Raw genomic sequence first — 24281 nt, 5'->3', positions numbered from 1 at the left:
TCAGGACGGCAGCGGGCACAGACTCGCCGTAAAGACGACCCGCTCGTCGGTTTCGTTTTTCGCGCCGTGATCGACGCCGCGCTCGTGGTGAACGACGCCCGGCGCCTCGATTTCCTCGCTCTCGTCGCCCTGCAGGACCGTCACCGTCCCCTCGAGAACGTGGAAGACGTTCGTACTCTCGCCGTGTTCGTGGGGTTCGAGTTCCGCGCCCGGGCCGAGCGCGAAGGCCTTCACGAGCACGTCGTCGGTGACGACCAGTTCCGCCGTTTCGACCTCGCCGTCGGCCGGCTCGAGGTCGGCGACGGCGTCGCCGTACGCGTCGAGTGACGTGGACATAGCTGTAGCAGGACGATTCGATACCGACGCTATAAACGATACCGCTCGGCGCCGCTCGGCTGGTCGGAAACTCAGTCTTCGGTTTCGGTCGGGAGCGCGTCGGCGGGCTCGTCGGAGGTGTGTTCGGCGACCGTGCGACGGTTGGCCTCGCCGATGCGGTCGGCCGCTTCGGCGACGACGTCCTCGACGTGCTCCTGTACCGGACTCTCGTCGTCCTTGACGATCGGGCCTTCGCTGCCGTCGGCGCCGAAGTCCGGGTGGATCGGGATGCGACCCAGCAGCGGCGCGTCGTAGTTGTCGACGATCGTGTCCGCGCCCTCGGTGCCGAACAGGCCGTGCTGGTCGCCACAGGACGGGCAGACGAACGAACTCATGTTCTCGACGACGCCAAGCACCGGCGTGTCGTGCTTGTTGAACATCTGGATCCCCTTGCGAGTGTCCTCCAGGGCCATCTCCTGGGGCGTCGTGACGACGACCGCGCCCGTCACGGGCATCGACTGGAGCAGGTTCAGCGTCGCGTCGCCAGTCCCCGGCGGCAGGTCGACGATGAGGTAGTCGAGGCGGCCCCACTCGACGCCCTCGAGGAACTTCATCATGAACTTGTTGACCATCGGGCCACGGAGGATGGCAGGGTCGTCCTCCTCCTCCATCATGAAGCCCATGCTGATCACGCGGACGCCGTCCGAGCGCGGCGGGACGATGTCCTCGTCGGGCGTGACGCCGGGTTCGCTCTCGACCGGCAGGATCTTGGGTACGTTCGGCCCGTGAATGTCGGCGTCAAGCAGGCCGACCATCGCACCGCGCTTCTCGAGGCCGGCGGCGATGTTGGCCGCGACGGTCGTCTTGCCGACGCCGCCCTTCCCCGAGGCGACCGCGATGACGTTGCGCACTCGCGGGAGGACCTGATCGTCGAAGCCGTGTTCCTCGCCGACGTGGGCGCGCAGGTCGGCCTCGAGGCCGACCTCCTCGCAGAGCTCGCGGACGCGGTTGCCGATCTCCATCTCCGAGGGCGCGTAGGGCGCGTTGAACGCGAGCGAGATCCGCGCGGTCTCGTCGTCGATCACGACATCGTTGACCAGCCCGAGCGTCACGATATCCTCGCCGATATCGGGGTCCTCGATGTCCTCGAGTTTGATTTTGAGTTCGTGTTCTGTGATACTCATAGTGCGTCGATGTGCGTGTCCGAATAGAAGTAGCCGACGGGGATACGTGTGATGGTTTGGGCCCCTAGCGCCGCGGCGGTATCCGGCAGTAGCGACGAGTCCACGACCCGCTCGAGCCGTCGCGTTATCCCGGGCCGACGGCGCCGATGGGTTCCGGCATGCCCCCGTAGAAGAGGATCCCGATCAGCATCGTCAGGAAGAACATGCCGACCCACATCGACGTCGTCAACCCGACGAGGTACGAGACGCCGAGCAGTCCCGTCTTGGTGTTTCGCGGCGAGCCGACGAACCACGCGATGATCATGACGTAGACGGGAACGAGGATGACCGCGAAGATGAGCCAGGTTCCGGTGTTGGGAAACCCGGTCACGCCCGCGGTCCCCTCGTACCCGTGGTACAGGGCCTCGAGTGTTGCAGGCCCGGCTGGGGAGGTCATACGTTACGTTTCACGATCGCTGTCGTGGTGGTGGTGCCTGCATTTGCACGGTTGCCGCTACCCAGTAAGCACCGTTGGAGTTGCACCGTTGAGAATTCGCGTCGCTAGCGAGAGGCGGTCACAAAAGAACGAAATCGGTCGAACGGCGGTACGGACGGCGACGCGACGGTCCTTACGGACCGGGCGCCGCGAGCGGCTCGGGCATGCCGCCGTAGAAGACGATGCCGATCAGCACGGTCAGGAAGAACATGCCGACCCACATCGACGTCGTCAGCCCGGCGAGGTAGGAGACGCCGAGCAGTCCCGTCTTCGTGTCGCGGGGTTTGCCGGTGAACCATGCGATGAGCATGATGTAGATCGGCACAAGGATCAGCGCGAAGATGACCCAGGTCCCCTCGTTGACGAAGCCGGTGAAGCCCGCGGTCCCGTCGTAACCGTGGTACAGGACCGACGAGACGGCAGCGGCGAGCGTCGTGGCGAAGCTCATGCTTTCACCTCCGGTTCGGACGCAGCGTCAGTCGCTTCCTCCTGTCCGTGCTCGTGGCCGTGGTCGCCACGCAGGTGTTCGATCGCGTGGAGTTCGACGACCGGAACGAGACGGGAGATGCTGAGGAAGAACATTACCACCAGTCCGATCGTGCCGGCCAGCGAGAGCCACTCGATCGCGCTCGGGAAGTAGGTTCCCGGCACGTTCCAGTAGATGTCGAAGTGGGGGTGCAGGAACCCTTCCACGACGAACAGCAGCTTCTCGAGGAAGGTCGCCGTGAGGACGACGAAGCCGGCGGCGAGCGCGCGGCCCTTGCTGAACAGGGCGGGTCGGATGCCCTGCAGGAAGATGAACACGAGCGTGCCAAGCACCATCAGCATCGAGGTGATGTAGATGGGGTGGCCGAGCTTGCCCTCGGTCGCGTGGGCCTGGTCGAGCGGGCCGAGGAACGACCCGTTGACCAGCTGCTGGAGCTGGAACCAGAGGAACAGCAGGCAGAAGAACCCGAGCCACAGGAGCAGCCCGCGGAAGATGTCGTCCGTGATGATGTGATCCCAGTCGTAGGCGCGACGGAAGGCGTACGACAGCAGGATCACGCCGCTGATCGCCGACGTGAGTGCGATCGAGAGGAACTGCGGCCCCTGAATCGCGCCGGTCCAGGCCGGCATCGCCGGGAGCAGCGAGAACAGCCACGGAATGACGCCGCCGTGGAGCAGGAGCGGGGCCATGATGATGACGGCGGCGGCGAGCCACCAGACCATCCGCTCGATGACCTCGTCTTCCTTCTCGGTGTAGCCGATCGTCATCAGCTTGTAGATCGGCTCGAACTGGTCCGGCAGCTGGTCGCGCAGCCGGTTAACGTCGTAGCGAAGCGTCAGGCCGAGGTAGGTCGCAGTCATCACGAAGTAGGCCGTGATGACGGTCACGTCCCACACCAGCGGCGAGTTGTTGACCGTGATGTGGTAGTGACCGAGGACGCTCGTGACCATCCGGTCCGGGCGACCCATGTGGACCAGAATGTAGAAGCCGGCGGCGGAGAGGCCGGCCAGCGTCAGCATCTCGGCGAGACGGGCGACCGGCATGTATCGGTCCATGCCGAGCAGCCGCACGGACGCGGAGAGGATAATCCCGCCGTGGGCGATCCCGACCCACCAGATGAACGCGCCGATGTACAGGCCCCAGGTGGAGCCGCCACCGCTCCCCCAGTCGCCGAGGCCGGTGACGATCAGCCCCTGCTGGAGCTGGTAGGCCCAGGCGACGAGGAAGACCCCGAGCGCCAGCGCGGAGACTGCAGAGAGCGCGATGAACTTCTTCGAGAACTTGTTGACCGGGCGGAGGATGTCCGCCTCGGAGGGTGTCTTCGTGCTCATAGCGACACCCCCGCGTCGCCGACCGTCCCCTCGTCGAGGACGTCTTCCTTGCGGTTGTCGACCATCGCGACCTCACTGCCGTCGGAGCGCGTGTAGGTCACGTCGCCGTAGCTGTTCGGCCCTTCGACCTGGTGGGCTTCCGGACCGGGCTCCTGCCCGATGTACGTGATGTTCGGGTTGGTGCCGATATCCTCGAGCAGCTTGAACTTGTTGCTGGGGTTGCCGGCGTACTCGCGCAGTCGGCTGCCGGCGTCGTCCTCTTCGCCGTCGCCGAGGCGCAGTTCCGACAGGACCTCCTCGCTCTCGAGGTCGACGTACTCTTCGAGCGCGTCGAGGGACTCGAGGATCGACTGTTCGGTCTCGAGGATGCTGTTGTTCTCCTCGTCACCGGGACCGAGCCGCTCGCTGACGATGTCGATCGCCTTCATGACGCTGACGAGTTCGCTGTCGATCTCGAGCGCCTCGAGGGCGGATTCGAAGTCGTCGTCGTCGCTGAGGGCCTCGTCGATCTCGTCGACCGACGGGACGGAGTAGCTGATGTCGATGATCGCGCGGCTCTTGCTCGGGTGCTCGCGGTGCTGGTAGGCGTCGCTGCGCTCGCTCTTGACGTTGCCGAACTGGATCGCGTCCGGCGGGCAAGCGCGTTCGCAAGCGGTCGTGCCGACGCGCTCCTCGCCCTGCTGGCCGTCCTGCATGGACGGGCACATCGTACACTTGCTCATCGTGCCGCGGGGCGACCGACTGTCGACCCAGCGGTCTTCGCCGTTTTCGTACTCGGCGTGGGTGATCTCCTTCGGATCGTCGACCTCCGCGCCGTCGTGACCGGTGATGTCCTCGTGGGCCACGTCGGGTTCGTCCCACTGGAAGTAGTTGACACCGTAGGGACAGGCGACCTGACAGTACCGGCAGCCGATACAGACGTCGTAGTCGGTCAGCACCAGGCCGTCCTTGTCGCGGGTGTGACGGGCCGTGGTCGGACAGACCTTCTCACAGGGCGCGTCCGTACAGTGTTGACACGGACGCACGAGCATGTTCTGCTCGACCCCGCCCATCACGTCGGGGGCCGGGGAGCCGCCGGCGGTAAGTTCGTCCTCGAAGGCCATGACGTACATCCAGTTGACGCCCTGGTCGAGGTCGTTCTCCGACGCACAGGCGGTCATACAGGAGAGACAGCCGTCACACCGCTCGAGGTCGATCGTCATCCCCCACTGGGTATCGCGCTCGTGGACCTCCTGGGCTTCGGTGTGGCCACCGTGGCCCCCTTCCTCGCCCTCGGCTTCGGCGATGCTCTGCTGGGAACCGGCTTCGGCGGTCCCCCACGCGCCGAGCCCGACGGCCGCTGCGCCGGCACCCATCTTCTTCATCGCGCCGCGGCGGGTATCCTCACCGTCGCCGCTGAACTTGTCGAGCATCCGGCCGACCGTCCCCTTGGCTTCCTCCTGGGCGGCCTCGAATGCGTCAGCGGTTGGGCGGTTGTCCTCGCCGAATTCCTCCATCACGTCCTCGTGATATTTCTCGTGGAATTCGGCCTCGGAGAGCTCGCCTTTGGTGACCCGCATCGCGTCCTGGGCCATCTTCATACCGAGTTCCGTATCGTACTCGGTATCGTCGAGCATCTCCTCGAGTTCGTCTTCCCACTCGCTTCCGAGTGGGTGGAATGATTCATCGTCCGTACTCATTCAGTTAGAACACCTCTGTATACGCCGTTTTCGTGAGGCAGTAACTTGCTGGGGTGCACTTTAACATATCTATCTGTGCTCCTCTAGTCCGGGACTCGCAACTAGATGCGGTTCAAATGTAGAGCCGATTTCCACGGCGCGAGAATCGGACCGAACATATTCGCTTCTATAAATACTATCGCTATCCGACCCTGTTACGTCTCGTGGCGAGCGTTACCGTAAGCCGTTACGTGGAACCGGCCGCATCATAAATCGCGTCACAGCCCGGAAACCGGCTCGTGGACGGCCCGGACGATCGTTCGGCTCAAAATACTTGTCGCGAGCGCGTCGATCGTCGCATATGACCGACGATCAGCAGCGGACGCCGACGGAAACGCGCTCACTCGACGCGCTCGAGCAACGGCCGCACGCGCAGGTGTTCGACGGCGAGCCAAAGACCGTCCGGCTCGCGCTCGAAGAAGGCGACGAGATCGCACCGCATCAGCATCCGGATCGGGAGATCGTCTTCCACGTGCTGGAGGGGCGCGTCTCGATCGCGCTCGGCGACGACGATCACGAGCACGAGGTCGCGGCGGGCGACCTCATTCGGTTCGACGGCGCACAGGACATCGCGCCGACCGCGCTCGCGGATACGACGGCGGTGCTGGTCCTCGCACCGCGGGCCGCGGCTGGCGACGAGGCGGCGTAATCAGTCCGCCGCGAGTTGTTCCTCGAGGGACTCCTCCTCGTCGAGCCCGGGGAGATCCTCGACGAACCGCTTGATGATCGCCTCCTCGGCCCGGTGGAGCGTCTCGCTGCAGGTCGATTTCGCGATCTCGAGGTGCTCCGCCAGCTCCGTCAGCGAGCACTGTCGCGGGGTGTCGTAGTACCCCTTCTCGACGGCGGCGGCGACGACCTCGAGTTGGCGCTCCGAGAGGAGTTGACTCTCGTGGAGTCGCTCGCGGACGTTTTCGATGCGGTACTGGAGCCCGAAGTGCTCGAGTTGCTCGGCGAGTTCGGCCAGCCGGTCCCGCGAACCCGTCACCTCGATGGTCGCCTCGCCGTCGGAGATTTCGACGGGGAGTTCGATCGGCATCCCCGACTCCTGGGAGGAAAAGAGCAGGAGCGGCGCGGTCGTCTCGAAGTGGACCGTCGCCTCGTTGTCGCTCCACTGGGCGAGCGTGAGTTCGGTGATCTGTTCGTGCTCGGTCATATCGTCGACGATCTCCGGTACCTTCGAGCCGGTGATCCGAACGAGCGCGAACCCCGTGTCGGAGCCCGGAACGCCCGCCAACACGCGAAAGGTCGCGTCGGGATACTCCGTGGAGAGTTGCTGGATCCAGATTTGGTCGGGCATCGTGATCGTCAGTGTCGCCTGTGCCATACGCGAATAGTCTAGGCGTAGGTCTATACCCGTAGCTACGAATATGTTCGTCGGAATTCCTACGGCGTGGGAATTCTCCCGCACGAACACGTTCGCAGGAATGCCCAACACGAATCCGACGGTATCCACGACCGATGGCAACGAACACCGCTGACCGCACGCTCGACGTGCGCGAGATCGACGGCCCGCCGTTCGACGACATCATGTCGGCGCTGAGCACGCTCAACGCGGGCGACCGCCTCGAGTTGATCGCGCCCTTCGAGCCCAAGCCGCTCTACAACGTGCTCGAGTCCCGGGGCTATACCTACGAGAGCGAGCAGCGCGACGGGGTCTGGTACGTACTCATCGAGGAGGCCTAATCCGAGACGACCGCGATCGCCCCCGATCCAGGAGGCGAACCTGTTCGGGCAAAGGCCGACGGGTGCGCCGATCCGACACCCACCTGCATGACCCGACTCGACGTCAGGGATATCCCACCGGTGAAGCGTCACCCGACCATCCACGAGGAGTTCGAGGACCTAGCGCCCGGCGAGACGCTGACGATCGTCAACGACCACGAGCCGAAGCCGCTGTTCTACGAGTTTCAGGCCGAAGTCGAGAGCTTCGACGCCGACAACTACGAAGTCGAGCGGGTCGGCTCGGAGGAGTTCGTCGCGAAGTTCCCCAAGGTAGAGGCGTAGCGCCACAGCCGCGGTCGGCCGCGGCTTCCCGACCGAACACGTACGGCACGAAAGATAGCTCGCTGCCCGCCGATCGTTCACGTATGCAGTCACCCGCGTCCGTCGTCGACCGCACCGACGCACCGTCCGACCGACCGCGAGAGACGATCGACGTGCGATCGCTCGGCCCGCCGGAGCCGCTCAAACGCACCCTCGAGACCCTCGTCGATCTGCCCGACGAGACGGTGCTCGTCCAGCGAAACGACCGCGTCCCGCAGTTCCTCTTCCCGAAACTCGAGGACCGGGGGTACGCCCACGAGAGCGTGGAACTCGAGGACGACGACGAGGTCGTGACCGTCATCTGGTCGCCCGACGCCTGAGCGACGCTCGTCGTTGTCGCTCGCTTTTCGCCGCTACTCGGCCTCAAAGTGCTCGAGCAGCGTCGCCGTCAGCCGTTCGGGTTCCTCGTGTTGGACCCAGTGACTCGTCCCCTCGAATAGCTCGAGGCGCCGTCCCTCGCGGGCGCAGTAGTCGTAGCTGTCGACCGCCAGTTCGGTTCCCAGCGCCGCGTCGTCGGTGCCCCAGGCGAGCAGCGTCGGCGCGTCAACGCGCTCTCGCGGGACGGTCGTCGAGTACCTCGCGCTCGCACGATACCAGTTGATCATCCCGGACAGCGCGCCGTCCTCGCTCCACGCGCGCCGATAGCGTCCGAGGTCCGCGTCGGCAAACGTCCCCGGCGCCGCCGTCTCTCGGAGCGCGCGCTCGAGGAGTCGGAAGTCGTCGTACCGACAGACCAGTTCGGGAAGCCAGGGCACTTGGAAGCAGGCGGCGTACCAGCTCCGGCGCAACTGTGCGGGGTTCGATCGGAGGTGCTGTCGAAACACGGTCGGATGCGGTGCGTTGACGATCGCGAGCCGATCGACCACTGCGGGGTGGCGAAGCGCGAGGTCCCACGCGACCATCCCGCCCCAGTCGTGGCCGACGACGTGTGCGGCGTCTCGGCTCTCGGAGTCGATCAGTTCGACGATATCTCGAGCGAGTTGCTGGCGGCGATACGCGCGCACTGACTCGGGCTTCTCGCTCAGATTGTAGCCGCGCTGGTCGGGGACGAGCACCCGATAGCCGGCGTCGACGAGCGGCTCGAGTTGGTCGTGCCAGCCGTACCAGAACTCCGGGAAGCCGTGGAGCAAGACGACGAGCGGGTCGTCCGGATCGCCGGCGGCGACGACGTGGAGATCGACGCCGTTGACCGTCCGCACGTCGGTCGTCGCGTCGACTGCCGATAGCACCGACGCCGCTGCTTGCGGGGACGCTGCGTTCGCACTCATATCCGTTCGTACGACGCCGCAGGCTTTCAATCGCCGCCGTTGTGACGCGGCGATACCGATCGAGAACTCGAGGGCGAACATGTTCGCACACTTTCCTTCTCCAAGGGAATCGTCGAGGGGTCTGAACGTATGACCACCGTATCTGGAAATGAGGAGAAGGACAATGACCACAACCGCAGCCAACCGACGGCAGTTCATGCAGGCGCTCGGGGCAACAGGCGTCGTCGCAATCGCCGGTTGCCTCAGCAACGACGACGTGTCGGGGAACAGCACGACGACCGAACCCGCGGCGGTCGACGAGGGACTGCCGGCGGCGAAGGCTGCCGACGTCGACCGGATCGCCCGCGATCCGACCGACATCCCGGCTCCCGTCGACTGGACGGAACCCCGCGAACACGACATCACGGTCCGCACGGAGCGCGTGACGGCCGAAATCGAACCCGGCGTCACGTTCGACTACATGACCTTCGAGGGGCAGGTCCCCGGACCGATGATCCGCGTCCGCAAGGGCGACCGGGTGAACCTCACCGTCGAGGTGCCCGAGGACATGAACCTCGAGGCCCACAACATGGACTTCCACGCGGTCTACGGGCCCGGTGGCGGGGCCGAAGCGACGACCGTCGCCCCCGGCGAGAACGCGGCGACGATCAGCTTCACCGCCGAGTACGCCGGCGCGTTCATCTACCACTGTGCGGTCCCGAACCTGGACCAGCACATCAGCGCCGGCATGTTCGGGACGATCCTCGTCGAGCCCGAGGAGGGACTCCCCGAGGTGGACCGGGAGTTCTACCTCGGCCAGCACGAGATCTACACCGACGGCGAGGTCGGCGAGCAGGGCCACCACGCCTTCGACTTCGAGGGCATGAAGACGGAAGACCCGACCTACGTCGTCTTCAACGGCCAGGCCTACGGCCTCACGGAGGACGGAGTCGGGCCGATGGAAGCCGAAACCGGCGAGACCGCACGGGTGTACTTCGCCAACGGCGGCCCGAACTTCACCAGCGCCCTACACCCGATCGGCAACGTCTGGCGAAACTACTACCGGGACGGCGACCTGCTGAGCGAGCCCGACCGAAACATCGAGACGGCGCCGGTCGCGCCCGGGACCACCACCGTCGGCGAGATGGAGTTCCCGGTCCCCGGCCCGGTCAAGATCGTCGACCACGCGCTGACCCGCGCCGGTCGCCGCGGCGCGATGGCCGTCATCGACGTCGAGGGCGAAGAGAACCCCGAGATCTACGACGAGACCCCCGGTGAACGGGAACAGTGACGGGGCCGCCGGGCCCCTCTTTTTCTGCTCGGTGACTCGCGACGATCACGAGACACATCGAAGTTGCTCGAGGAGACAGGCACTCGAGAGCGTCGAAGAACCGGAGCAGCGGCCGCGCTTCTACGTCCAGACCTGCAGGCAATCCGTCGAGCAAAAGTGCAGGTCGATCTGGGCGTCCGGGTCGGACGCGACGTGTGTGGTCAGCGTGTATGCGATCTCCGACTCCGACTCGCAGTTATCGCATTCGCGGTGCATACCGAACCCGTAGCGACGCACTATATTCAGTATGGGCCGATTATCAGGATTAAGATCGTATTGGTCTCGCCAACAGTCGGCGAAACACGGTATTCGCATCGACGGGCAGACGCGGGGCGACGGGACGCGATGCGGGATCAGGCCGGTGCGCCTTCTCCCGCCTCGAGGAGTTCGTGGTACCGATTGCGAATCGTCACTTCGGAGATGCTCGCGACCTCGCTGACGTCGTTTTGCGTGACCTTCTCGTTCGTCAGGAGCGCGCCGGCGTAGACCGCGGCGGCCGCGAGGCCGACCGGGGACTTGCCGCTGTGGATGCCCGAGTCCTTGGCCGTCTTGAGCAGTTGGCGGGCGCGGCGCTCGGTCTCGTCAGGGAGGTCGAGGTCGCTCGCGAAGCGAGGCACGTAGCTCTCGGGGTCGGCCGGCTGGACCTCCAGGCCCAGTTCGCGGATGACGTAGCGGTAGGTGCGGGCGATTTCGTCCTTCTCGACGCGGGAGACCGCGTCGATCTCGTCTAAGCTGCGCGGCGTGCCGGCCTGCCGAGCCGCGGCGTACAGCGAGGCCGTCGAGACGCCCTCGATCGAGCGGCCGGGCAGCAGGTCCTCCTCGAGCGCGCGGCGGTAGATGACGCTCGCCGTTTCGCGGACGTTCTCGGGGAGCCCGAGCGCGGAGGCCATCCGGTCGATTTCGCCGAGCGCCTGCTTGAGGTTGCGCTCCTTGGAGTCGCGGGTGCGGAACCGCTCGTTCCAGGTGCGCAGGCGCTGCATCTTCTGGCGCTGACGGCTCGAGAGCGAGCGGCCGTAGGCGTCCTTGTCCTGCCAGCCGATGTTGGTCGAGAGCCCCTGGTCGTGCATCATGTTGGTCGTGGGGGCCCCGACCCGGCTCTTCTCGTCCTTCTCGGCGGCGTCGAAGGCGCGCCACTCGGGTCCGCGATCGATTTCGCCTTCGTCGACGACGAGCCCGCAGTCCTCACAGACCGTCTCGGCGTGCTCGGCGTCCGAGACGAGTCGACCGCCACACTCCGGACACTGTTCCCGTTCGCCCGCCTGCGCTGTCGACTCCTCCTGGGTAGCCTGGCGTTGCTCGTCGCTGCGAGTTCGAATACTGGTGTCAGTCATTGTGTTGAACGTCAAAACGTCGGTGAAAACGCTCGAATCCGTAGTGCTCCCTAGTAACGAACGACGGTCACTTAAATACTGCGATACGATGCGCTGCCCGCAGAACGGCCCGATTCCCCGCGTCGACCGGACCTCGAGACGGGACGAAACGGCCCTCGCGTATCGAAACCCTTACTCTCCGGAAGGCGGTTCGAACAGGTATGAGCGACGACGCCGTCAGTCCCGAGGAGGTCCGCCACGTCGCGGAGCTGGCTCGCGTCGACCTCGAGGACGACGAGGTCGACCAGTTCGCCCGGCAGTTCGCGGACATTCTCGAGTACTTCGAGACGCTGGACGAGGTCCCCGAGGTCGACCGCGAGGCCGACCTCGCGAACGTGATGCGCCCCGACGAGGAGCGCGACTCCCTCGACAAGGAGGCGGCCCTGCGCAACGCGTCGGAAACCGAGGACGGCTACTTCAAGGGGCCGAACGTCTCGTAATCCAGATCCACAATGTCCGAAAACATCTACATCACGGAAGAGCGGATCGAGGGCGCCGACGACGGCCCGCTGGCCGACGCCACCGTCGCGGTCAAGGACAACATCTCCACCGAGGGCGTCCGCACGACCTGCGGCTCGGCCATGCTCGAGGACTACGTCCCGCCGTACGACGCGACGGTCGTCGAACGCCTGAAAGAGGCGGGCGCGACCATCGTCGGCAAGGCCAACATGGACGAGTTCGGAATGGGGACGACCACCGAAACCTCCGCGTTCGGCGCGACGGACAACCCCGCCGCGCCGGGTCGGGTCCCCGGGGGCTCCTCGGGCGGCTCCGCCGCCGCGGTCGCCGCGGGCGAGGCCGACCTCGCGCTCGGCTCCGACACCGGCGGCTCCGTCCGCTGTCCGGCCGCCTTCTGCGGCGTCGTCGGGATTAAGCCCACCTACGGGCTGGTCTCGCGGTACGGCCTTGTCGCCTACGCCAACAGTCTCGAGCAGATCGGCCCGTTCGCGAACACGGTCGAGGACGCCGCCGCCCTGCTCGACGTGATCGCCGGCGAGGACGAGCGCGACGCGACCACCCGCGAACCGCAACTCGAGGGCGAGAGCTACGCCGCCGCCGCGACCGGCGACGTCGACGGGCTCACGATCGGCGTCCCGACGGAATTGCTCGAGGGCGCCGACGAGGGCGTCGTCGAGTCCTTCTGGGACGCGATCGCGGACCTCGAGGATCGAGGCGCCGAGTACCACGAAGTTTCGCTGCCGTCGGTCGAACACGCCGTCGAGGCCTACTACGTGATCGCGATGTCCGAAGCCTCCTCGAACCTCGCGCGGTTCGACGGCGTCCGCTACGGGCATTCGGGCGGCTACGACGGCAACTGGAACGAGGCTTTCTCGAAGGCCCGCCAGGAGGGCTTCGGCGACGAAGTCAAGCGCCGCATCCTGCTGGGTACCTACGCGCTCTCGGCCGGCTACCACGACAAGTACTACAAGCAGGCCCAGGACGCTCGAGCGTGGGTCAAGCAGGATTTCGACGAGGCCCTGTCCGAGGCCGACGTGCTCGCCTCGCCGACCATGCCCGTCCCGCCGTTCGAACTCGGCGAGAGCCTCGCCGACCCGCTGCAGATGTACCTCGCCGACGCCAACACCGTCCCGGTGAACCTCGCGGATCTGCCCGCGATCTCGGTGCCCGCAGGCGAGACCGACGGCCTCCCCGTCGGCCTGCAACTCGTCGGCCCGGCGTTCGGCGAGGAGCGCCTGATCCGGGCGGCGAGCGCGCTCGCCTGAGGGAGCCGGCGATCGGTACCGGACAGGTACAGACTTTTTACCGTGGGACGCAAAGTCACGATCCGCTGACCCTCCCCTGAGTAAACTGGTATGAAAATCACACAGCAAGCGGTCGAATTCGACGAATTCTCTCGGGTGTGCGACCTCGTCGAGGAGTACTTCGGCGAGACGCTCGACGACGTCGCACTCCACGCCCCCGTATCGCGCCGCCAACTCGTCGCGGTCCTCGCACGCGCCCAACTGTCGGGCCGGCGTCTCGCAAACGAGGGCGCCGGACTCACCGATGCGGGCGACATCGTCTACCAGTCGAACCGCGAGACGCTCTACTGGCTCGACGGCGACTTCTGGTCCGACATGCGCGGGCGTCACCACCTCGAGCCCGACGAAGGCCGCGCGGCGCGGGAAGTCCACCGGCGGATCCTCGAGGCGATCGACGGTGACGTTCCGTACTACAATCGCGAGCGGGACCCGTTCGTGCTGATCGAGCGATTCGGTCTCTACGAGTAGCTGCGGTCGCGACGCTCGATCTCGGTCGAAAATCGAAAACTATCGAATGCGCAGTTGCAGCGACCGTCTCGACGGTCGAGTCGACTACTCCTCGTACGCGAGGTTCATGATCCACTGCGAGAAGGCGTCGCTGTTGGGATCGACCTCTTCTTCGCCGATAAACGGCGAGAGCATGTCGCCGGCCATCAACAGCGTGAAATCCAGATCCCGCGCCGTCGGGCTGATGTAGTAGGTGTTGTGACCGTCGTAGATCGTCTCCTCGCGGTCAACTAATCCCTTCTCGACGAGCGATTCGACGATCCGGCTGCCCTTCCGCGAGGAGACGCCCAACTCCTTCCAGAAGTCGCTCTGGTGGATACCGCCGGTCTCGCGAACGAGTTCGAGGCCGGCGCGCTCGTCCTCGGAGAGTTCTGCTTCGGCCGCGGAAACGCTCACGGTGACCACCTCTCCGTGCTCGCCGCTACAGGCAGGAGTGCGTCCATGTCCATAGGAGCGTTCGGGAGCCGCTTAAATGTGCCCTTCGGCGTCGCTCGCGAACGCAGACGCGTCAGCGACTGCGGAGAGGTCGACAGTCTCGTAGCTCGTTCGACACGGCGGGCCGTCGGCGAACGCGTACCGAGCGCCGACCACACCTTCGCCGTCGCCGGCGCGGTCCCCGTCACGGATCGCGATCAGCGACGACGAGCGAGTTCCGAACCCGTCGCCGTGGATGCAGACCCCGTAGTCGTGATCGCCGAGCACCGATCCCGCACGTTCGAGCCACTCCGAGACCGACTCGGTCGCTTCGAGTTCGCCGCGCTCGTCGATGTCGACCCCGGAAACGGAGAGTTCTCGACGCACCGTTCGAGCGTTCTCGGCCTGCGCTCGAGCGGCCTCGGTCCGGAACGACGGGATAGCAACGTCGTCATCGACGGCGACGTTGACCACGACGTGAACGCCGGGGTCGAAGTTCGTCCGGACGAGGTCCCCATCCCACTGGAGGCAGAAAGCGTCGTCCGCGTCGGCGACGACGAGGTTGAACCCGTCGTACTCGTCAGTGGCGGTCGCATCCTCGACGATCGAGGCCGCCTCGGCCGCCGAGCGCGCCTCGAGCGCGTCGGCGACGAGCAAGCCGCGCGAGCGCTCGCCCGCCAGATCGGCGTCGGTCCACCGGTTGGTGATGCCGGCGAAGACGCCGAACTCGTTGTAACCGATCCAGGTGCCGCCGGCTTCCGCGTCTCGTGGGGCGACGATCAGCGGCTCCTCCCGGTAGACGCTCGGCGGCCGGGACTCGCGACCGACTGCCTCGTCCCGGTTCGCCGCGACGGCGACCGGCGCGTCGTCGAAGACCTGCCAGGCGAGAGTCAGCGTGCACACGATCCGAAGTAGGGGCTCGAGCGTCTTAACTCCAGTTTCGAAACGAAGTGGTGAGTCGCTCGAGGGGCGGTCACCGCTCAGTGACGTCGATCCCGCCCTCGAGCAGCCGTTTACGAGTAGCCTCGCGGTCGACGGTCCCCGATGCGGTACGTGGCAGCGAGTCCGCGAAGCCGACCGTTTTCGGTTTCTTGAATCCCGCGAGGTGTGCGTCGCAGTGTGCGAGCAGCGTATCGACATCGGGTTCGGTCTCCGCAGCCGGTACGACGAGCGCCGCGACGCGCTCGCTCCACTCGGGATCCTCGAGGCCGACGACGGCGGCGTCTTCGACGGCGGGGTACTCGCGCAGCGCCGCGACAACTTCTCCCGGATCGACGTTCTCCCCGCCGGTAACGATGCGGTCGCTGCGCCGGTTGAGGATCCAGAGTCGGCCGTCGTCGTCCCGGTAGCCGACGTCGCCGGTGTGGAGTCCGCGGTCGCCGAACGCCTCGTCGGTTCGATCGGCGTCGAGATAGCCCGGGGTCACAGTTGGCCCTGAGACGACGAGTTCTCCCGGTTCGCCGGCCGGAACGGGATCGCCGTCCTCGTCGACGATCGCGACATCAGTGTTCACGAGCGGCTGGCCGACCGTCCCTTCGTGCTCGCGAACGGCGGCCGGCGTCGCGGTCGCGACCTGCGAGGCCGTCTCGGTCATCCCGTAGGTCGGGTGGACCGGCACGTCCGCTTCGAGACAGCGCTCGAGCAGCTCGCTCGAGGCGGGTGCGCCGCCCAGCAGGACGAACCGGAGCGATTCGGGCGGCTCCCAATCCGCGTCGAGCAGCCGCTTGCACATCGTGGGCACGATCGAGACGCCGGTCACGTCGTACTCGTCCATCACGCGTGCTGTCTCTCGAGCGTCGAATTCGCGCTGGATCACGGCGGTCGTGCCGTACAGCGTCGACCGGACGACCGGCGCGAGCCCGCCCATATGGTACATCGGGAGACAGCAGAGCCAGCGGTCGTCGCGGTCGACGCCCAGCCGGAACGCCGAGGCGGTCGCGCTGGCGACCAGATTGCCGACGGTCAACCGAACGATCTTCGGCTGGCCCGACGTGCCCGAGGTAAACATCAGGAGTTGCGTGTGGTCGCGCTCGAGCGGGACGGGATCGACCGACGGCGAACTCGAATCGCCGTCCGCGGTCGTCTCGAGGAACCGGACGTCGGCGTCGGTCTCCGGTTCGGCGGCAGGGTCGTCCACGGAGAGTACCGGCAGCCGACGCCCGTCGGTCGTACCCGCAATATCGAGCGCCGTCGTCTCGGTCTCGCGCTCACAGACGATCGCCTCGAGTTCCGTGCGGTCGACCTTCGATGCGAGTTCGGCGGTCGTCTCGCGGACGTTCAGCGGGACGACCGTCAGTCCGAGCCGCATCGCGGCGAAGAAGACGGTTCCGAAGGCTGGTCGCGTACCCACGAGAACGCCGAGCCGGTCCTCTGCGACGTCCGCGGCCTCGAGCGCCGCCGCGGTTCGGTCGACGCGGCGGTCGAATTCGGCGTAGGTCCACGTCGCACCTGCGTCGCCCTCGTCCGCGTCGGCGTCGATCAGTGCCGTCCGTTCAGGCGTCGTCGCCGCTCTGTGCGCGAGGAGGTCGCGGGTGGGCCACTCAGTCGCCCCTGCCGGCCCCGTCACTCCTCCCACACCCCCTCGACGCCCAGACCCTTCGCCTGCGGCACGACGGCCGCTCCCTTCTCGAGCAGGACCGGATCGCGGCCGAGATCCTCGGCGAGCAGTTCGGCGGTGGCGAGCCCGCAGGCCGGCACGTCGGGGATCGCGGCCGCGAGGTGGACCGCGCCGGTTCGGGCGACGACGCCGTCGATGGTCGTCGTGACGATCGGCGTGATGTCGACCTCCATCACCCACGCCGCGACCCGGCGGGCGACGTCGACCCCGCCCAGCGCCATCGGCTTCAGCACGACGGCGTCGGCAGCCTCGGCCTCGCAGATCGCGTCCACGCCGTGTTCGAGCAGCCCCTCGTCGAGCGCGATGTCGACGCCGTTGCTCGCGGCGCGGAGGTCGGCGTGGCCCTCGAGTGCGCCCGCGGGAAGCGGCTGTTCGACCAGCGAGACGCCGAGGTCGGCGAAGGCCTCGAGGGCCGACTCGGCTTCCTCGTAGGTCCAGGCTTCGTTCGCGTCCGCGCGGAGTTCGACCTCGTCGCCGACCGCGTCGCGGGCTTCCCGGACGCGTTCGATGTCTGCCTCGACGCTACGCAGACCGACCTTGAGTTTGCAGCAGGCGTAGCCCCGCTCGCTCGCTTCGCGCGCCGCCGTGCGGGTCTCCGCGGGCGAGCCGTCGCCGATGGTCGCGTTTACCGGGACGCGTCCCACCATCGGTCCGTTGCCGAGGTAGCGGTACAGCGGCGTCGCGTGCCGGGAGGACTGCAGGTCCGCGAGCGCAAGCGAGACCGCGTGGCGGGCCGCAACCTGCCGGTCGACCGCCTCGAGCGCCTCGTTCGGACCGCCGGTACTGAAGGCGTCCTGCGCGCGCTCGAGGGCCGCTCGACAGTCGTCCCGGGATTCGGTCCAGCCCGGCAACGGGGTCGCCTCGCCGTAGCCGACTGCGCCGTTTTCGTCGGCCAGTCGGACGAGGAATCCCTCGCGGGTCTCGATCGTCTCGTTTGACGTCTCGAGCGGGCTGGCGAGGTCGAGCGAGAACGGCCGGAACTCGAACTCGAGAGTGGCGTTGGGGTCGGCGTCAGGGTCGTCGGGGTCGCGACCCGAACCCGGATCGGAATCGCTCATAGCACCACCAGCCCGGCGGCGAACAGTACCGCGTAGAGGGCGAGCAGCTTCCCGGTCCCCTCGAGGGCCGGGTTGAGCGCCTCCCCGTCAGTTCGGGTCAGGACCGTCCGCGCCACCGACGCGGCGTAGGGCAGCGAGATCAGCGGGAGCAGGGCGCCGAGGCCGAAGCCCTCGAGCCAGAACCACAACGGCGTCAGGTAGGCCAGCGCGAGCAGCGCCAGGTACTCGACGCGGCTCCACCGGTAGCCGAGCCGAACCGCGAGCGTTCGCTTGCCGGTCTCGGCGTCGGTCTCCTTGTCCCGGATGTTGTTCACGACGATGATACAGGTCGAAATGGCGCCGATGGGGAGGCTGGCGACGAACGCCTCGAGAGTGATCGTCCCTTCGGGAACGGCCGTCGGCAGCGGCCCGACGGGGGCCACAGCGGCCGCCTGCACGTAGAACGTCCCCATCACGGCAACGATCCCGAAGAAAACGAAGACGAAGGGGTCGCCGAGGCCGTGGTAGCCCAGCGGGTAGGGACCGCCGGTGTAGGCCCAGCCGCAGAGGACGCTGACGAGGCCGATCACGAGGATCGGCACGCCGCCGACGTAGACGAGATACGTGCCGGTGAGGATCGCCAGCGCGAACGTGACGATCGTCGCGAGTTTGACCTGTTCGGCGGGGATCAGTCCCGACTGCGTGACGCGGGTGAACCCCTCGCGGTCCTCCGTGTCCGCGCCCTTGATCGCGTCGTAGTAGTCGTTCGCGAAGTTCGTGCCGATCTGGATCAGCGCCGCGCCGACGAACGCCAGTAGCGCGGGCACCGGGGCGAATACGCCCTCGGAGACCGCGAGTCCGGTACCGACGATGACGGGCGCCGCGGCCGCGGGCAACGTCTGCGGGCGCGCCGCCATCAGCCACGCCTTCGTCCGTGACGTCTCCACCTCGGTCATACCTCGAGTGTCCCACTCGAGAGAGTGTCAACGTTGGCATTGCAGTCGAGCGATTGCGGCCCCGATCCCGCTTTCGCGTTCCGGGACTACGCTCCCGATTCCGGCACCGTCAGCTCGACCGGCGGCATCTCGAGAAACGCCGTCTCGTACCCCTGATGGCGGGCGACCTGCGGCGGCGACTCGATCTCGATCGTTACCGAATCGCCGGGCTCGAGGCCCTCGACGCCGTCGACGGCCGGCAGCGAGAGGCCGTAGTGCAAGCCGTACTCACCGTCGAGGGTCTGCTCGAGCGGCGCACCGCCGAGTTCCGCCCCGTCGCGTTCGATCGTCGCGCGCAGGGACATATCCGCCAGCGGCGCGCGGTTGTACGGCGTCCGCGGCGAGACGAGGAGGTACTGTCCGTCGTCAGCGAGCCGGTGGTCCGACTCGAGCAGCGTCGCGAGAAACGCCGCGTCACCGCTGCGGGGAAGGTCGGTCGTCTCGAGGGCCTCGCGGTCGGAACCAGCGTTCTCGTCGTCGGCATCGGACTCGAGGAGCAGCGTCCCGGGATAGGCGTCGACAGGCGGTAGCGTGGAGTAGGGAATCCCATCCTCTTCGTCGTGCTCGCCCGTCACCATCATCTCCATGGGCTCGAGGGCACCGCGCTCGCCCCACCGCTCCTCGTCGAGGTACTCGACGCCGCTGACGACCGACTCGCGGAACTCGTCGTCGTAGTCGAACTCGAAGGTCGCCGTCGCGCGCTCGTCCAACCGCCCCTCGAGGGCACCGGTTTTCCGGGTCGAAATCGGCGGGAGCGTGACCTCGACGGTGTAGGTGCCGTCGCCGGGGAGTCCGACGTTGTCGCCGAAGTGAAAGCCCATCTCCTGGGAGAGCATGGTCCAGGGCTGGCGCGGCGCACCGACCTGTTCGCCGTCCTGTCGAATCCTGATCTGGACGCCCTCGTCGACCGGGAGGACGGTTCCCGTTTCGGCGTCCCAGGCGACGAACATCACGTGGACGCCGCGGGCCTCCTCGGGCGTCGTCCGTTCGACCGCGTCGTCGGTGTCGCCCGCGATCACCCAGAACTGGTGGGGGTAGGAGAGCATCGCCGCGACCGCGTAGTCGCCGGCTTCGACTGGCTCGAGGGTCCGCATCGACTCGCGGTGGGTCGGCAGATAGACGGCCTCGGGTGGGTCCTCGACGGTGATCTGTCGGGGGAGCGCCGCGTCGCCGGCTCCGGCCTCGTTCTCGCTCTCGTTTCCGGCGTCACCGCCCGACCGATCGCTTTCGTTCTCGTCGGACTCGTCGTCAGTACTCGTACAGCCGGCGAGCGCGAGCGTTCCCGTGACCGCTCCCGTTCGGCGGACGAACGTTCGTCGGTCGATGGCGTCGAACCCGTGCTTTCGGTTTTGCATGTGTCTCGCGTCGTGTCCTCGTGAGCGTTGGTTTCGTTCGATTCCGGTCCGCGTCCGCGGCTCGAGTCAGTCGGCGTCGTTGTCAGCCTCACTCTCGGGAGTCGCCGGCGGCAGAGCGCGCAGCGACCGCGGCGGCACCAGGTAGTTGCCCCGCCGCTCGACGAAGATGTAGTGGCGAATGCCGTTGTTCGCCATCGGCACGTCCAAATCGGCGCCCGTCATCGCCTCGCGCGTCCGGACGAAGTCGTCGATGCCCCGCTGGAGCGCGAGGAAGTGGACGCCGGGCCGGTCGCCGTCGACGGTGTTGAAATCCCGGCGCAGGAGCGGCGGTTCGCCGTCCTCGCGGGCTCGAGCCGCCTTCTGCGCGTGGCCGACGACGTTGTGCTCGCGGGCGTCGGCCTCGGTGGCGTCGATCCGCTCGGTGGTCAGCCCGTTCGCCGTCGTCAGCTCTTCCCCGACGTCGCCAGTCAGACCTTCTTCGGCGTGTTCGCGGCTGAACAGCTTCGAGACGCGCTGGGTGTGGTTCTCCTGCTGGAACCACTGCTCGAGGTTGATCTCCAGGGACTCGACGTGCTGGGTCGTCCCGCCGGCGAACGGGCCCGACTCGATCGTAACGCGATCTTCGGTCGCCTGGCTGGCCCGGAAGCCCGACCGAAAGCCCATGAAGAAGGGCGCCTCCTCGGGTACCGACTCCGGGACGCCCGGGACGTCGGTGTGCTCGGCCGGCAACCCTGCGCCGACGAAACCGGTCCGGCGCCGCTCCTCGAGGCGCTCGAAGACGCCCGTGAGGTCGGTCTCGATCTCGAGCCCGTTGAGCTGGTCGCGCTCACCGAACAGCCACTCTTCGGCCTCGAGGACGACCTCGGGACGGTCGCTCGCGAGGTGGAGGACGGCGTCGAAGTCGTCGAACTCGGGGGCCTCCTGTGCGGTCAGTGCCTCGGGGTCCGGCAGGTCGACCGCGTCGGACAGCGAGGCGTCGAACCGGTGGAAGTACGCCGGCGTGTAGCCGAGCGTGAAGACGAGGCCGTCGTTACTCCACTCGTAGGCTCGCTCGAGCGTTCGGAGTGCGGATTCAGTCGTCTCTCGAGCGTCTGCGTCGATGGGGTCGCCGTCTCCGTTCCCGTCACCGCCGCCGGTGTCCTCGAGCACGTCGTCCCGGAGCGACAGTGCCACCAACACGTGGTGTTCCGGCGGCTGGACGTTGCCGTCGTCGTCCGTCCCCAATGCCTCGTTCCACGCGTGTTGGCGGTCCGGGAGCGACTCGGGGTCGTCCGTTCCGGTCGGCACGTCCGGGTCGCCGTCCGCCCCGTCGCTGGCGAACTCGAGGCAGGCGCTCAACGCCGTCGTCCCGCCGACGGCGACTAATGCACGGAGGTAATCCCGGCGGGGCAGCGAGGACCGATCGGGAAGCGTCACTACGTGAACAACCGGCCGTGAAGCCCAAATGGCTTTCTCTCAGCGGCTACGTACGTCTCCGCTCGAGTACGTTTCCCACCGTTCTCGCGGAGCCTCTACGTCGAGCGTCCGCTCCTCGAAAATCGACCCGGCCGTCAGTAGTGCCACGGGAAGTCGTCGAAATCGGGCTCGCGGCCCTCGACGAACGCGTCGCGGCCTTCCTTTGCCTCGTCGGTCATGTAGCCCAGCCGCGTCGCCTCGCCGGCGAACACCTGCTGGCCGATCATCCCGTCGTCGGTCATGTTGAACCCGTACTTGAGCATCCGCATCGCCGTCGGGCTCTTCGAGTTGATGCGCTCGCCCCACTCGAGGGCCGTCTCCTCGAGGTCCTCGTGGGGGACGACCTCGTTGACCATGCCCATCTCGGCGGCCTCCTCGGCGTCGTAGGTCTTCCCGAGGAAGAACACCTCGCGCGCTTTCTTCTGGCCGATCTGCTTGGCGAGATACGCGGAGCCGAAGCCGGCGTCGTAGCTGGCCACGTCGGGATCGGTCTGGAGAAACTTGGCGTGCTCCTCGCTCGCGAGGGTGAGGTCGCAGACGACGTGCAGCGAGTGACCGCCGCCGACGGCCCAGCCCGGAACGACGCAGACGACGACCTTCGGAATGTGGCGGATCAGCCGCTGAACCTCGAGGATGTGGAGGCGTCCTTGTTCGGACGCTCGTTCTTCGTCTCCTTCGTACTGGTAGCCGTCCTCGCCGCGGATCGTCTGATCCCCGCCGGAACAGAACGCCCAGCCGCCGTCCTTCGGCGACGGCCCGTTGCCGGTCAGCAGGACGCAGCCGACGTCGGTCTGGCGTTTCGCGTGCTCTAAGGCGTCGTACAGTTCGTCGACCGTCCCCGGCCGGAAGGCGTTGCGCACCTCCGGGCGATCGAAGGCGATCCGGACCGTGCCGGAGTCGACCGCGCGGTGATACGTGATATCGCGAAAGTCGTCGTTGAGCCCGACGGGCTCCCAGCGCTCGGGGTCGAACAGTTCCGAAACCATCGGCTCGTTGTTGGTCGGCGACGGCTGAAATAGATTCGCGTCCAGCCGAAAGCCCCTGACCCGGTCGATACGGTCGGTCGACCGGGTCAGCCCCTTTCAGTCCCGCCCGTTTCGGCCGTTTCCCGGGGTACCGGATCGAAACGAGAGGGGGACGTGGTCCGAGTTCGCCGATCAAAACCGTGTAATCGAGACCGGGTCAACTCACGCTCGAGTGGCGTTCAGTCCCTCCTGAATATCGACCGCGTACGTCTCGTCGACCTCGAGCGGCGTCGCGCTGTCGCGGACCGTGTTCGTCGCGACGACGCCCGCCGCGCCGGAGCGGATGCGGATTCCGGCGGCGCCAGCGCCGTTGATCGAGTTTCCCGTCACGGTGAAGCTGTGGGGACGTTCCGTCTCGCGGGTGGATTCGTCCTCGGGGTCCGCGGGGACGGTTCGGGCGAGGATCCCGACCGGACAGTTGTCGACCTGATTCCCCGAAATCGTGATGTCGTAGGACCGAGCGCGGTCCGTCCCGGCGATCTCTTCGCGGACGTGGGTTTCCTTGTACTCGATCTCGATCCCCGCCTCGCCGCCCGGATCGGGGGCGTACTCCTCGAGGTCGCGACAGACGTTGCCGACGATGGCGCCCTGCTGGGCGGGCGAGCACGCGATGAGGCTGTGGCCGCCGTCCTCGACGACGTTGCCGGAGACGGCGAAGTTGCTGACGTTGTAGGTCGCGATGTTGTTGTAGGTCACGCCGGCGACGTAGTTCTGCGCGACGAGCACGTTCTCGGAGCGGCGCAGGTCCCGTTCGTCGTCGGCGGCCCGAGCGGTGATGCCGTACCAGTTGGGATCGAGGACCTCGTTGCCGACGACCCGCACGTTCCGGCACCGCGAGAACGAAATCGCCATCTGGAAGCCGTCGACCGTGCGGTTGTTCGCGATCACCAGCCCGTCGCAGTCGTCGGCCTGAATCGCGTGGTTGTCGGTCTGCGTGCCGTTGGCGTCGAACTCGACGTTGGCCACCGTCGCGCCGTCGCCGCGAACGCGGAGCAGGTCGTGGCCCGACTCCCCGCTGGCACCGGCGACGACGAACCGGGTTCCGCCGCTGCCGACCAGCGCGGTTCCGTCGCCGGCCGTGGCCGGGCCGCCGAACTCGAAGGTGTCGCCGCTCGCGACGACGGTGCCGCCGGACCCAGAGAGTTCGTCGAAGGCGTACTGGAACGCCTCCTCGGCGGTGCCGTCCGTCGTAAATGCGATCGTTCCCGTCTGGCCCTCGAGGACCAGGTACTCGGCGTCGGTGAGTCGACCGCGTGCGTGTTCACCGTTGTTCGCGCCGTTGTGGTTTCCATTTCCGTTTTCACTCCTGTTCCATCCTCGTTTGCGACCCGGAAGCTCGAGATCGCCGATTCGGGCGACGTAGTACACCGTTCCGTCCGGGCTAGAAGCGCCGGTCGGCTGCGCTCGGCCGGAACCGGTCAGCGCGCCGAGTCCGACGGTCGCGCCGAGTCCGCCGAGGAACGATCGGCGCGTCGACTGTCCGTTTGCAGCAGGCCATCCGCCCGTCGTACCGGTATCGTCGAACATCATCCGGGACTGTCCGGGGGCGGCCGATAGCGTTTTATAATAGTCGTACGGTTGAATTTTAACTATTATGTCGAGAATATATCGGG

27 protein-coding genes are annotated in these 24281 nt (G+C 66.8%); 8 read left to right on the top strand and 19 right to left on the bottom strand.

Annotated elements, in window-relative coordinates; genetic code table 11:
- The 6 genes from ATJ93_RS00605 to ATJ93_RS00580 form a co-directional block, all read right to left on the bottom strand.
- Positions 1-336 (bottom strand): cupin domain-containing protein, encoded by a 336-nt coding sequence (locus tag ATJ93_RS00605; RefSeq protein WP_120242712.1) that lies wholly within the window; start codon positions 334-336, stop codon positions 1-3.
- 71 nt (positions 337-407) lie between these two features.
- Positions 408-1499, bottom strand: coding sequence for an Mrp/NBP35 family ATP-binding protein (locus ATJ93_RS00600; RefSeq protein ID WP_120242711.1), 1092 nt, complete (start codon positions 1497-1499; stop codon positions 408-410).
- 124 nt (positions 1500-1623) lie between these two features.
- Positions 1624-1935 (bottom strand): hypothetical protein, encoded by a 312-nt coding sequence (locus tag ATJ93_RS00595; protein WP_120242710.1) that lies wholly within the window; start codon positions 1933-1935, stop codon positions 1624-1626.
- Positions 1936-2107: 172 nt separating this feature from the next.
- Positions 2108-2422 (bottom strand): S1 domain-containing protein, encoded by a 315-nt coding sequence (locus tag ATJ93_RS00590; RefSeq protein ID WP_120242709.1) that lies wholly within the window; start codon positions 2420-2422, stop codon positions 2108-2110.
- Positions 2419-3792, bottom strand: a complete 1374-nt coding sequence (gene nrfD, locus ATJ93_RS00585; protein WP_120242708.1) for an NrfD/PsrC family molybdoenzyme membrane anchor subunit — start codon at positions 3790-3792, stop codon at positions 2419-2421. The genes ATJ93_RS00590 and nrfD overlap by 4 nt, the downstream gene beginning before the upstream one ends.
- Complete coding sequence (locus ATJ93_RS00580; RefSeq protein WP_120242707.1) at positions 3789-5471, bottom strand: 4Fe-4S ferredoxin N-terminal domain-containing protein; 1683 nt, start codon at positions 5469-5471, stop codon at positions 3789-3791. The genes nrfD and ATJ93_RS00580 overlap by 4 nt, the downstream gene beginning before the upstream one ends.
- Before the next feature lie 340 nt (positions 5472-5811).
- Here ATJ93_RS00580 and ATJ93_RS00575 point away from each other — a divergent pair, with 340 nt between their 5' ends.
- Entirely contained in the window at positions 5812-6159 is a 348-nt protein-coding gene (locus ATJ93_RS00575) for a cupin domain-containing protein (protein WP_120242706.1), read from the top strand.
- Here the strand turns inward: ATJ93_RS00575 and ATJ93_RS00570 are convergent, their stop codons facing one another.
- Positions 6160-6834, bottom strand: a complete 675-nt coding sequence (locus ATJ93_RS00570) for a helix-turn-helix domain-containing protein (protein WP_120242705.1) — start codon at positions 6832-6834, stop codon at positions 6160-6162.
- Positions 6835-6968: 134 nt separating this feature from the next.
- Between ATJ93_RS00570 and ATJ93_RS00565 the strand changes: the two genes are divergently transcribed.
- The 3 genes from ATJ93_RS00565 to ATJ93_RS00555 all read left to right on the top strand — a co-directional run bounded on the left by ATJ93_RS00565 (position 6969) and on the right by ATJ93_RS00555 (position 7873).
- Complete coding sequence (locus ATJ93_RS00565; RefSeq protein WP_120242704.1) at positions 6969-7193, top strand: DUF2249 domain-containing protein; 225 nt, start codon at positions 6969-6971, stop codon at positions 7191-7193.
- 87 nt (positions 7194-7280) lie between these two features.
- Positions 7281-7514, top strand: a complete 234-nt coding sequence (locus ATJ93_RS00560; protein WP_120242703.1) for a DUF2249 domain-containing protein — start codon at positions 7281-7283, stop codon at positions 7512-7514.
- A gap of 83 nt (positions 7515-7597) precedes the next feature.
- On the top strand, positions 7598-7873 hold the full coding sequence (locus ATJ93_RS00555) for a DUF2249 domain-containing protein (RefSeq protein ID WP_120242702.1): 276 nt from the start codon (positions 7598-7600) through the stop codon (positions 7871-7873).
- Between the two features lie 33 nt (positions 7874-7906).
- Here the strand turns inward: ATJ93_RS00555 and ATJ93_RS00550 are convergent, their stop codons facing one another.
- On the bottom strand, positions 7907-8821 hold the full coding sequence (locus ATJ93_RS00550; RefSeq protein ID WP_120243874.1) for an alpha/beta fold hydrolase: 915 nt from the start codon (positions 8819-8821) through the stop codon (positions 7907-7909).
- A gap of 163 nt (positions 8822-8984) precedes the next feature.
- Here ATJ93_RS00550 and nirK point away from each other — a divergent pair, with 163 nt between their 5' ends.
- Positions 8985-10091: a copper-containing nitrite reductase gene (gene nirK / locus ATJ93_RS00545; protein ID WP_120242701.1), complete on the top strand. Its 1107-nt coding sequence runs from the start codon at positions 8985-8987 to the stop codon at positions 10089-10091.
- Positions 10092-10211: 120 nt separating this feature from the next.
- Here nirK and ATJ93_RS24285 read toward each other — a convergent pair whose 3' ends face one another.
- The gene (locus ATJ93_RS24285; RefSeq protein ID WP_281271514.1) at positions 10212-10346 is read right to left on the bottom strand and encodes a hypothetical protein; all 135 of its coding nucleotides are present in this window, start codon (positions 10344-10346) and stop codon (positions 10212-10214) included.
- A gap of 137 nt (positions 10347-10483) precedes the next feature.
- A complete protein-coding gene (locus tag ATJ93_RS00540; RefSeq protein ID WP_120242700.1) occupies positions 10484-11461 on the bottom strand; it encodes a transcription initiation factor IIB in 978 nt (325 codons plus the stop codon).
- 200 nt (positions 11462-11661) lie between these two features.
- Between ATJ93_RS00540 and gatC the strand changes: the two genes are divergently transcribed.
- From gatC to ATJ93_RS00525, 3 genes are all read left to right on the top strand, one after another.
- Positions 11662-11940 carry an Asp-tRNA(Asn)/Glu-tRNA(Gln) amidotransferase subunit GatC gene (gene gatC, locus ATJ93_RS00535; RefSeq protein ID WP_120242699.1) on the top strand — a complete coding sequence of 93 codons (279 nt, stop codon included), beginning with the start codon at positions 11662-11664 and terminating at the stop codon, positions 11938-11940.
- A 12-nt stretch (positions 11941-11952) separates the two neighbouring features.
- Positions 11953-13224 (top strand): Asp-tRNA(Asn)/Glu-tRNA(Gln) amidotransferase subunit GatA, encoded by a 1272-nt coding sequence (gatA, locus tag ATJ93_RS00530; protein ID WP_120242698.1) that lies wholly within the window; start codon positions 11953-11955, stop codon positions 13222-13224.
- Positions 13225-13314: 90 nt separating this feature from the next.
- Positions 13315-13731: a hypothetical protein gene (locus ATJ93_RS00525; RefSeq protein WP_120242697.1), complete on the top strand. Its 417-nt coding sequence runs from the start codon at positions 13315-13317 to the stop codon at positions 13729-13731.
- Positions 13732-13815: 84 nt separating this feature from the next.
- Here the strand turns inward: ATJ93_RS00525 and ATJ93_RS00520 are convergent, their stop codons facing one another.
- The 9 genes from ATJ93_RS00520 to ATJ93_RS00480 all read right to left on the bottom strand — a co-directional run bounded on the left by ATJ93_RS00520 (position 13816) and on the right by ATJ93_RS00480 (position 24198).
- Positions 13816-14166 carry a helix-turn-helix transcriptional regulator gene (locus tag ATJ93_RS00520; RefSeq protein ID WP_120243873.1) on the bottom strand — a complete coding sequence of 117 codons (351 nt, stop codon included), beginning with the start codon at positions 14164-14166 and terminating at the stop codon, positions 13816-13818.
- Between the two features lie 72 nt (positions 14167-14238).
- On the bottom strand, positions 14239-15087 hold the full coding sequence (locus tag ATJ93_RS00515; RefSeq protein ID WP_120242696.1) for an NRDE family protein: 849 nt from the start codon (positions 15085-15087) through the stop codon (positions 14239-14241).
- 70 nt (positions 15088-15157) lie between these two features.
- Positions 15158-16759: a class I adenylate-forming enzyme family protein gene (locus tag ATJ93_RS00510; RefSeq protein WP_245977490.1), complete on the bottom strand. Its 1602-nt coding sequence runs from the start codon at positions 16757-16759 to the stop codon at positions 15158-15160.
- Positions 16747-17859 carry a mandelate racemase/muconate lactonizing enzyme family protein gene (locus ATJ93_RS00505; RefSeq protein WP_120242694.1) on the bottom strand — a complete coding sequence of 371 codons (1113 nt, stop codon included), beginning with the start codon at positions 17857-17859 and terminating at the stop codon, positions 16747-16749. The genes ATJ93_RS00510 and ATJ93_RS00505 overlap by 13 nt, the downstream gene beginning before the upstream one ends.
- Positions 17856-18794, bottom strand: a complete 939-nt coding sequence (locus ATJ93_RS00500; protein WP_120242693.1) for a 1,4-dihydroxy-2-naphthoate polyprenyltransferase — start codon at positions 18792-18794, stop codon at positions 17856-17858. Before ATJ93_RS00500 ends, ATJ93_RS00505 begins: the two co-directional genes overlap by 4 nt.
- Positions 18795-18880: 86 nt before the next feature.
- Entirely contained in the window at positions 18881-20188 is a 1308-nt protein-coding gene (locus tag ATJ93_RS00495; protein ID WP_120242692.1) for a DUF7350 domain-containing protein, read from the bottom strand.
- Positions 20189-20254: 66 nt separating this feature from the next.
- Positions 20255-21604: a DUF7405 family protein gene (locus ATJ93_RS00490; protein WP_120242691.1), complete on the bottom strand. Its 1350-nt coding sequence runs from the start codon at positions 21602-21604 to the stop codon at positions 20255-20257.
- Positions 21605-21738: 134 nt separating this feature from the next.
- Entirely contained in the window at positions 21739-22629 is an 891-nt protein-coding gene (locus ATJ93_RS00485) for a 1,4-dihydroxy-2-naphthoyl-CoA synthase (RefSeq protein WP_120242690.1), read from the bottom strand.
- Positions 22630-22830: 201 nt separating this feature from the next.
- The gene (locus tag ATJ93_RS00480; protein ID WP_394338790.1) at positions 22831-24198 is read right to left on the bottom strand and encodes a right-handed parallel beta-helix repeat-containing protein; all 1368 of its coding nucleotides are present in this window, start codon (positions 24196-24198) and stop codon (positions 22831-22833) included.
- Between the last annotated feature and the right edge of the window lie 83 nt (positions 24199-24281).

The sequence above is a fragment of the Halopiger aswanensis genome (assembly GCF_003610195.1).
GTDB classification, from domain to species: Archaea; Halobacteriota; Halobacteria; order Halobacteriales; family Natrialbaceae; genus Halopiger; species Halopiger aswanensis.
This window is presented reverse-complemented; position numbering and strand designations above follow the sequence as displayed.

What these genes read in the sequence shown, in the direction of transcription:
- ATJ93_RS00605 (WP_120242712.1), bottom strand. Translation starts at nt 336, where the DNA reads ATGTCCACGTCACTCGACGCGTACGGCGACGCCGTCGCCGACCTCGAG.
- ATJ93_RS00600 (WP_120242711.1), bottom strand. Translation starts at nt 1,499, where the DNA reads ATGAGTATCACAGAACACGAACTCAAAATCAAACTCGAGGACATCGAG.
- ATJ93_RS00595 (WP_120242710.1), bottom strand. Translation starts at nt 1,935, where the DNA reads ATGACCTCCCCAGCCGGGCCTGCAACACTCGAGGCCCTGTACCACGGG.
- ATJ93_RS00590 (WP_120242709.1), bottom strand. Translation starts at nt 2,422, where the DNA reads ATGAGCTTCGCCACGACGCTCGCCGCTGCCGTCTCGTCGGTCCTGTAC.
- nrfD (WP_120242708.1), bottom strand. Translation starts at nt 3,792, where the DNA reads ATGAGCACGAAGACACCCTCCGAGGCGGACATCCTCCGCCCGGTCAAC.
- ATJ93_RS00580 (WP_120242707.1), bottom strand. Translation starts at nt 5,471, where the DNA reads ATGAGTACGGACGATGAATCATTCCACCCACTCGGAAGCGAGTGGGAA.
- ATJ93_RS00575 (WP_120242706.1), top strand. Translation starts at nt 5,812, where the DNA reads ATGACCGACGATCAGCAGCGGACGCCGACGGAAACGCGCTCACTCGAC.
- ATJ93_RS00570 (WP_120242705.1), bottom strand. Translation starts at nt 6,834, where the DNA reads ATGGCACAGGCGACACTGACGATCACGATGCCCGACCAAATCTGGATC.
- ATJ93_RS00565 (WP_120242704.1), top strand. Translation starts at nt 6,969, where the DNA reads ATGGCAACGAACACCGCTGACCGCACGCTCGACGTGCGCGAGATCGAC.
- ATJ93_RS00560 (WP_120242703.1), top strand. Translation starts at nt 7,281, where the DNA reads ATGACCCGACTCGACGTCAGGGATATCCCACCGGTGAAGCGTCACCCG.
- ATJ93_RS00555 (WP_120242702.1), top strand. Translation starts at nt 7,598, where the DNA reads ATGCAGTCACCCGCGTCCGTCGTCGACCGCACCGACGCACCGTCCGAC.
- ATJ93_RS00550 (WP_120243874.1), bottom strand. Translation starts at nt 8,821, where the DNA reads ATGAGTGCGAACGCAGCGTCCCCGCAAGCAGCGGCGTCGGTGCTATCG.
- nirK (WP_120242701.1), top strand. Translation starts at nt 8,985, where the DNA reads ATGACCACAACCGCAGCCAACCGACGGCAGTTCATGCAGGCGCTCGGG.
- ATJ93_RS24285 (WP_281271514.1), bottom strand. Translation starts at nt 10,346, where the DNA reads ATGCACCGCGAATGCGATAACTGCGAGTCGGAGTCGGAGATCGCATAC.
- ATJ93_RS00540 (WP_120242700.1), bottom strand. Translation starts at nt 11,461, where the DNA reads ATGACTGACACCAGTATTCGAACTCGCAGCGACGAGCAACGCCAGGCT.
- gatC (WP_120242699.1), top strand. Translation starts at nt 11,662, where the DNA reads ATGAGCGACGACGCCGTCAGTCCCGAGGAGGTCCGCCACGTCGCGGAG.
- gatA (WP_120242698.1), top strand. Translation starts at nt 11,953, where the DNA reads ATGTCCGAAAACATCTACATCACGGAAGAGCGGATCGAGGGCGCCGAC.
- ATJ93_RS00525 (WP_120242697.1), top strand. Translation starts at nt 13,315, where the DNA reads ATGAAAATCACACAGCAAGCGGTCGAATTCGACGAATTCTCTCGGGTG.
- ATJ93_RS00505 (WP_120242694.1), bottom strand. Translation starts at nt 17,859, where the DNA reads ATGAGCGATTCCGATCCGGGTTCGGGTCGCGACCCCGACGACCCTGAC.
- ATJ93_RS00500 (WP_120242693.1), bottom strand. Translation starts at nt 18,794, where the DNA reads ATGACCGAGGTGGAGACGTCACGGACGAAGGCGTGGCTGATGGCGGCG.
- ATJ93_RS00495 (WP_120242692.1), bottom strand. Translation starts at nt 20,188, where the DNA reads ATGCAAAACCGAAAGCACGGGTTCGACGCCATCGACCGACGAACGTTC.
- ATJ93_RS00485 (WP_120242690.1), bottom strand. Translation starts at nt 22,629, where the DNA reads ATGGTTTCGGAACTGTTCGACCCCGAGCGCTGGGAGCCCGTCGGGCTC.
- ATJ93_RS00480 (WP_394338790.1), bottom strand. Translation starts at nt 24,198, where the DNA reads ATGATGTTCGACGATACCGGTACGACGGGCGGATGGCCTGCTGCAAAC.